The 6,102-nt window shown below is 69.1% G+C and carries 5 protein-coding genes and 2 pseudogenes; 2 read left to right on the forward strand and 5 right to left on the reverse strand.

Annotated features, from left to right (window positions below):
- Positions 1-78 (reverse strand): annotated as a pseudogene (locus tag ACWELQ_RS35265) (hypothetical protein); the annotation flags it as partial.
- Between the two features lie 134 nt (positions 79-212).
- Positions 213-440: pseudogene (locus ACWELQ_RS35270) on the reverse strand (OB-fold nucleic acid binding domain-containing protein); the annotation flags it as partial.
- Positions 441-660: 220 nt separating this feature from the next.
- Here ACWELQ_RS35270 and ACWELQ_RS35275 point away from each other — a divergent pair.
- Entirely contained in the window at positions 661-1,998 is a 1,338-nt protein-coding gene (locus ACWELQ_RS35275) for a hypothetical protein (RefSeq protein WP_452401349.1), read from the forward strand.
- Positions 1,999-2,118: 120 nt separating this feature from the next.
- Here the strand turns inward: ACWELQ_RS35275 and ACWELQ_RS35280 are convergent, their stop codons facing one another.
- Genes ACWELQ_RS35280 through ACWELQ_RS35290 form a run of 3 tightly spaced genes read right to left on the reverse strand, consistent with a single transcriptional unit; the run spans position 2,119 to position 4,525 of the window.
- A complete protein-coding gene (locus ACWELQ_RS35280) occupies positions 2,119-3,144 on the reverse strand; it encodes a sucrase ferredoxin (protein WP_452401350.1) in 1,026 nt (341 codons plus the stop codon).
- A 31-nt stretch (positions 3,145-3,175) separates the two neighbouring features.
- Positions 3,176-3,736, reverse strand: a complete 561-nt coding sequence (locus ACWELQ_RS35285) for a YdeI/OmpD-associated family protein (RefSeq protein ID WP_452401351.1) — start codon at positions 3,734-3,736, stop codon at positions 3,176-3,178.
- A 24-nt stretch (positions 3,737-3,760) separates the two neighbouring features.
- Positions 3,761-4,525, reverse strand: coding sequence for an alpha/beta fold hydrolase (locus ACWELQ_RS35290; RefSeq protein ID WP_452401352.1), 765 nt, complete (start codon positions 4,523-4,525; stop codon positions 3,761-3,763).
- A gap of 244 nt (positions 4,526-4,769) precedes the next feature.
- Here ACWELQ_RS35290 and ACWELQ_RS35295 point away from each other — a divergent pair.
- Positions 4,770-6,102, forward strand: a 1,333-nt coding sequence (locus tag ACWELQ_RS35295; protein WP_452401353.1) for a glycosyltransferase family 39 protein, incomplete at its 3' end; no start/stop codon positions are given.

The raw sequence follows: 6,102 nt of genomic DNA on the forward strand, positions 1-6,102 counted from the left end.
AATGGCGCCCAGCTCACGCTGGAACTTCGCGATGGTGGCGTCGTCCAGGTGCGCCTTCCAGTTGAAGGACGGCGAGCATCGAGCACGGTAGGCAGGGTCGCGCCCAGCGTGGGCCGCCACAGTTCGACCGGCGGCGGTAGTGCGGGCGCACCGAGCACCTCGAATTCGGGTTCGACGACCTCCACTCCGCCCGGCGCTTTGGCGTTGGCGACCAGTCTACCGGTCACCCGCACCACGCTCTCCTCAGGAATCCCCGTGATCTGTTCCCGCACAGCGGGTTCCGTCACCACCACCTGCGCGAGGCCGGATCGGTCGCGGATCACCACGAACACCACCGCGGCCAGTTGCCGCCGCCGGTGGATCCAGCCCTCGAGCGTCACCCTCGCCTCGGGCGCGGTGTCGTACACCGCCGCCAAGGTTCCGCACAGACTGCGTGTCATCGGTTCTCACCTCCTGGTAGCTATCCCCGGGAGGTGTGGGCGATCGGGTCGGTCGCGGTGCCACCACACCTTCACGGCCGAAGTCCGGCCGCCTCAGATCGGTCGTTTTCGCGGTGACCGGCCGCTACGGCTCGGAGTTCGTCACGCTCGTCATCGCCGTGCCCCGATGCTAGCCAGCCCGCTCGGCGAAGGCCCGCGATTTTCCTGGCAGGATCGCGGCATGATCGAGGAGTCGGATGCCGTGTTCGCCCGGGCTTGGGCCGCTTGTTTTCTCGACGAGTACGCGGACGAGATACCCGACGAGGATCAGCAGACCGACGCGGACGAGGAGACCGCGGATGAGGACGACGACGAGTACGAAGGGTACGACGAGTACGAGGAATTCGCCGAGCTCGAAACGGATTTCGAGCTCGGTGACGGTTACTCGCTGCACATCACGTCCTGGTCCTACGGCTCGGCGCTGTCCCTGCGCCACCCCGGCGCGGCGGAACCGGTCGAGATCGGCGCGGAGGATCTCGTCACCTGGCAGCCGCACACCCTGCGCTGGTCCGAGGCCGACCTGCTCTGCCGCGCCGCCGCTTTGGCCGATCCGGACGCCGTCCATCCGGGCCCGCGGCTGGCGCTGCTCGGCCGGTTCGCCCCGATCTGCACCGACCGCGATGCCGAGGTGGCCGTGCCGCTGCTGCGCGCGGCCTTCGACACGCTGACGGAACTGGATGCCTACCAGCGTCGTGCGTACGCCACCCACGGTGACGTCCGGACGTACGGGGTGGACTGGCACCGCGACGAGGAAAGCGGCCGCTGGTACTTCGAGGACAGTGCGCAGGAGAACCCTTACCGCGACGACCCGGACGCGGCGGACCATCGGACCGGTGAGCTGTATTCGATGCGCGACCGGGAGCATGACGAATTCCCCTTCGCCGCACTCGCTTCCGCGGTCGAGCGAGCACGCTCCCGATGTGCGATGGTTCGTGAACAGCCGTGGGCCCGGCACCCCGGCGTCGGAGCGGCTGCGGAGACCTTCGCCGCCGATCCCACCGACCCGCATCGAACAGCACTGCTCACGGCGCTGCACGATGCGGAATGCGCCGACCCTGCCGTCCTGTCCGCACTGTCGGCCGACGCCGACGAGCTACGCGCCCTGGTCATGACCGAACTCCTGCTCGGCCTCGAACCTGGTCGGCTGGTGCGCACTCATTCCCGGCCCACACCCCCACCCCGCCGCTATCACGCCCGCGTCCTCTTGCCGGTCCCCTCCGGCGACGCCCCGCGAGAAGGCTTGGCCGCCACCCTCAAACCCCACCTCAACGCCGCCCTCCGCACCGCCGGACTGGGCAGCACCCGACACGGCCCGGCCCGCGTGGGCCGCCTCGACGGCACCTATGTCGACGAGCTCCCGCTGCTCCTGCTCGACGACTGGCAGGCCGCGACGGACGTGACCCGCGACGTCCTGCTCGCGGCGGACCTGCCACCGGGCAGCAGCCTCCAGGTGACCCGACGCGGCGAAACCGTCGACATCCCGCTCCGTCCCGATACTCCGATCGACCCGGACCGGTAGCGCAGCACACGAGATCCGTTACCGCCCAAGAGAGTAGGCGCACACCGTCACCGACCGCGGCGGCATCCGATGCCGAGCCAGCCGCGCAGCAGATCCGGCGGGCCGCGAATGGGTTGCCGCTCAGGGCAGTTGGCGGATTTCGTCGACGACCACGGCGGTGGCGGGTTTGGGGGCGGCGCCGCAGCTGGCCTGGCGGGGCGCGTAGGCGACGGTGCGGGCGGTGACCAGCCAGCGGCGGCCGTCGCGGTGCGTCACCTGGGCCGCGCCCGCGAAAGTGGCCGGGTCGGTGACGAGTTCGGGGTGGTCGGGGGCCGATTCGACGATCAGGTCGTCAATGCCCGCGATCGGATCCGGGACTCCGGCGATCAGTTCCACGTCTGCCTCGGGAGCGTGGTCCGGGAGGGTCTCGGAAGCAGCGGTCGGACCGGCGGCTTCGATGCCCGGATTCGCCAGGGTGTAGGCGGCGTCCGCGAGCCGTTGGCGCACAGCGACTTCCGCGACCTGTTCGACCGGGGTGTAGCAGCTGCGGCCGCGGAACCCGGTGAGCGATACCTCGCCCTTGTCGGCGGCGGCGAGCATGGCGTGCGCCGCGTCCTCGTCCAGGCGGCCGTAGGTGAGGCCGGTGGGCAGGACGATGACGGCGGGGGCGAAGCGGTGGCCGCCGGTGTGCGAGCACTCCCACACCCGGTCCGGATGCGCGGCGGACAGGCTCGCGGCGATGGGACGGCCCAGCCGCGCACAGCACTGATCGCGCTTGCCGTGGGCGCAGACGAGCACCAGCGGATCGGTCACGGCCACACCGATTCCCGGCGGCGGGCCATTGAGCAGATGCAGGTCGATGTCCAGCAACTCACGCAGATCACTGATCTCGAAGCGCTCGCACCAGGAGCCCCCTGGTCTCGAACTGACGAGCAGAACGGTTCGGACACCGGTGAATTCGGTGCGCCCGGGACGGCGGATGAGCGTCGGCCGGACGTGCGCGGCCTTGGTGCGGGCCGCCAGTTCGGGGGTGATCGCGGGCCCGAGCACCTCGTCGCCGATCACATCGCGCCCCCACGCCCCGGGTTGCTCGACGCACAGCCAACCGGTGATGCGGGTGGCGCTGCCGGGTAGCGGAACCTCCAGTGCCGCAGTCGAGCACGGCATTCCCTCGAACCCCGTCACAGTGGTTTCCCGATCACAATGGCTTCCCGTCGATCAATTTCCGAATCACCTGCTCCAGCCGCCGCGCCCGCGTCTCCGGCCGCACCGCGCTCCCGAGGTGGTAGCCGACGGCGATGCGCGACTGCATGGGCAGCGTCTCGAAGAAGGCGGCCGCCTCCGGATACCGCGCCAGCGCGTCCAGGAAGTCCTGGGGCAGATCCCGGCCCACGGCATTCTCCCAGCGCCCGTCACCCTTGGCCCGGTCGATCTCGGCCTGCCCGGCCGGATGCATGACCCCGGCGGCGATCAGCTCGCCCGCCAGGCCCACATTGCGCTGGGACCATTGGCTGCGCGGTCGCCGGGGCGTGAAACCCATGACGAAGAAGTCGTCGTCGAGCTTGCGCGACTGGCCGTCGATCCAGCCGAAACACAGGGCCTGCCGCAGCGCGCCGTCGTAGTCGAGGGAGGTGAAGGCCGAGTCCTTCTTGGCGAATTTCAGCCAAATCCCGTCCACGGCCGCGTGATTGGCCGTCAGCCAGTCCCGGAAGGACTGTTCGTCGGGAAACCACAGCGTGGGACGCTCGGATGCGGACACCGTTCAACTGTAGATAGCGCCAGCTCAGTGCCCCAGGAAGGGGAGCACTTCGGCCTCGAATTCGCGGTAGCGGTCGCGGTGGATGCTGTGGCCGGAACCGAAGGTGCGCACCGTGCAGTCGGCCAGCGCGGCGGCCATCTGCTCGAGTTTGCCCGGGTCCACCATGCCGCCGGGCCCGCCGCGCAGGAACAGGGTGGGCGCGGTGATCTCGGCCAGGCCCTCCCACCACTCCGGATACGGTTTGCGGAACTGCTCGAGCGCGGCGCCGGTCATGGCTCGGTCGAAGGCCAGTACCGCGCGCGGATGCCGCAGCACGCTGGTGGTGGCGTGCCACAGTTCGGGGATGGTCGGCAGTCGGCGGGTGAAGCGCAGCGGTTCGTCGCCGGAGCGCAGGGGCAGCGGCTGTTCCTCGATCACCAAGCGCCGCACCAGTTCCGGGCGTTCCATGGCGACCCAGGAAATGGCGTAGCCGCCGAGCGAATGCCCGACCAGATCCACGGTTTCGAGCTCGAGCCGATCACACAGTCGCAGTACGTCGTTCCCGAATTCGGGGAATCGATACGAGTCGGCGTGCGCGCTGTGCCCGTGCCCGCGCAGATCGGGAATGATCACCCGCCGTCCGCGTCGGATCAACTGCGCCGCGAATCGATCCCAGGTGTGCCCGTCGCCGCCCATGCCGTGCACCAGCAGCACCGGGGTGTCGCTGTAGAGATGCCCGCCCGTCGCCCCGGAATCCCGATAGGCGATCGCGACGTCCTCGAACTCGGCCCGGGCGACAGATAACTCCACGAGGGTCCAGGGTACGGATCGGCGGCGGGGCGATGCCGCAGTTTGTGTGCGCCGCCATAGGTGAGCGGGCGCATTGGTTCCCGATTCATTCCGCTCTTGAATAACCGCGAAACATGACTTGCCCTGCGGTAATGCGCAGCCGAATGGGGTGTGAAATAGATCACTTCCACATTGGCAAGAATTGGTCAACCGCCCCGGTAGCGTCTTCGACAATTCGAAACACTGCTTTTTCAGTCGGGGAAATATGGTTCTCAATGCTGCCGCCCCCGCGGTCGATCTCGAGGAACCGAGCCCGCCGCGGCCAGCCTTCGCCACGGTCTGGGTCCTGCTACTCGCCACCCTCAGCGGGGCATTCCTTGCCATCCCGACGTTTCGCTACGACTATTTCGGTGACGAACTGTACTTCGTCGCGGCCGGCGCCCACCGCAGTTTGACCTACGCCGACCAAGGCGTACTCATCCCGCTCATCGCCCATCTGGCCGACTCACTGGCCCCCGGTTCGGCTCCGGTCCTTCGCCTTCCGGCCGTCCTGATGACCGCGGCCGCGGTCGTGATCAGCGCCGCCGTCGCCTACGAACTCGGCGGCTCCCGCAATGCCCAGCTGGTCGCCGCCACCGCCTACGCCGTCTCGCCGCTGGCCGCCACCCAGGCCGTCCAGCTGAGCACCTTCTCCTTCGACGCCACCCTGCAGGCCGCCATCATCTGGCTGCTGATCCGCTGGATCCGCACCCGCGACGATCGGCTGTTCCTCGCCATCGGCGTCATCGCCGCCATCGACCTGCAGGTCAAATGGTTCATCCCGACCATCCTGCTGTGCCTGGCCGCGGCGATCCTCCTCGCGGGCCCGCGATCGCTGCTGTGGCAGCGCGGGCTGTGGAAGGGCATCGCGATCTTCGCGATCTCGGCCGTGCCCGGGCTGTGGTGGCAGCAGCTGCACGGCTGGCCCGCGCTGGCCATGAGCAAGGTGATCGGGGCCGAACAGGACGCGGCCGGCGGCGGACCGCTCGCCTGCATCCCGCAGATGATCGGACTCACCGGCCTGCTCGGTGGGCTGCTGTGCGCGTGGGCCTTCTGGTGTCTGGCCAAGCAGCGCTGGCTGCGGCCCTACCTGTTCATGCTCGTCGCCTCCGGCCTGCTGATCGCGGTCATCCTGCTCGGGCACGGACGGCCGTACTACACAGCGGGATTCCTGCCGGTGCTGTTCGGTATCGGCGCGGCCGCCCTGCCCTATTCGCGGCACGACCGCGGCGGGCGCACGCTGCGCGTCATCGCCGGGCCCATCGTGGCGCTGTCGCTGATCATCATCGGCGTGCTGGTCATCGTGCTGCCGCAACCGGCCTCCCACATTCGCGGGGCGATCAAGACCCAGGCCGAATTCGCGGTGCGGACCGGCATCTACGGCAACTCCGGTTGGTCGGATCTGACCGCCAAGGTCGCCGACGCCTACCGGTCGCTGCCCGAGGCCGAGCGGCCGAAAGTGATCATCGCCCAGAACTATTGGCAGGCGGCGGCCCTGCAGAACTTCGGCCGCGACTACGACCTGCCGCCCGTCTACAGCCCCAATCGCGGATTCGGCT

The organism is Nocardia sp. NPDC004722, assembly GCF_053601505.1.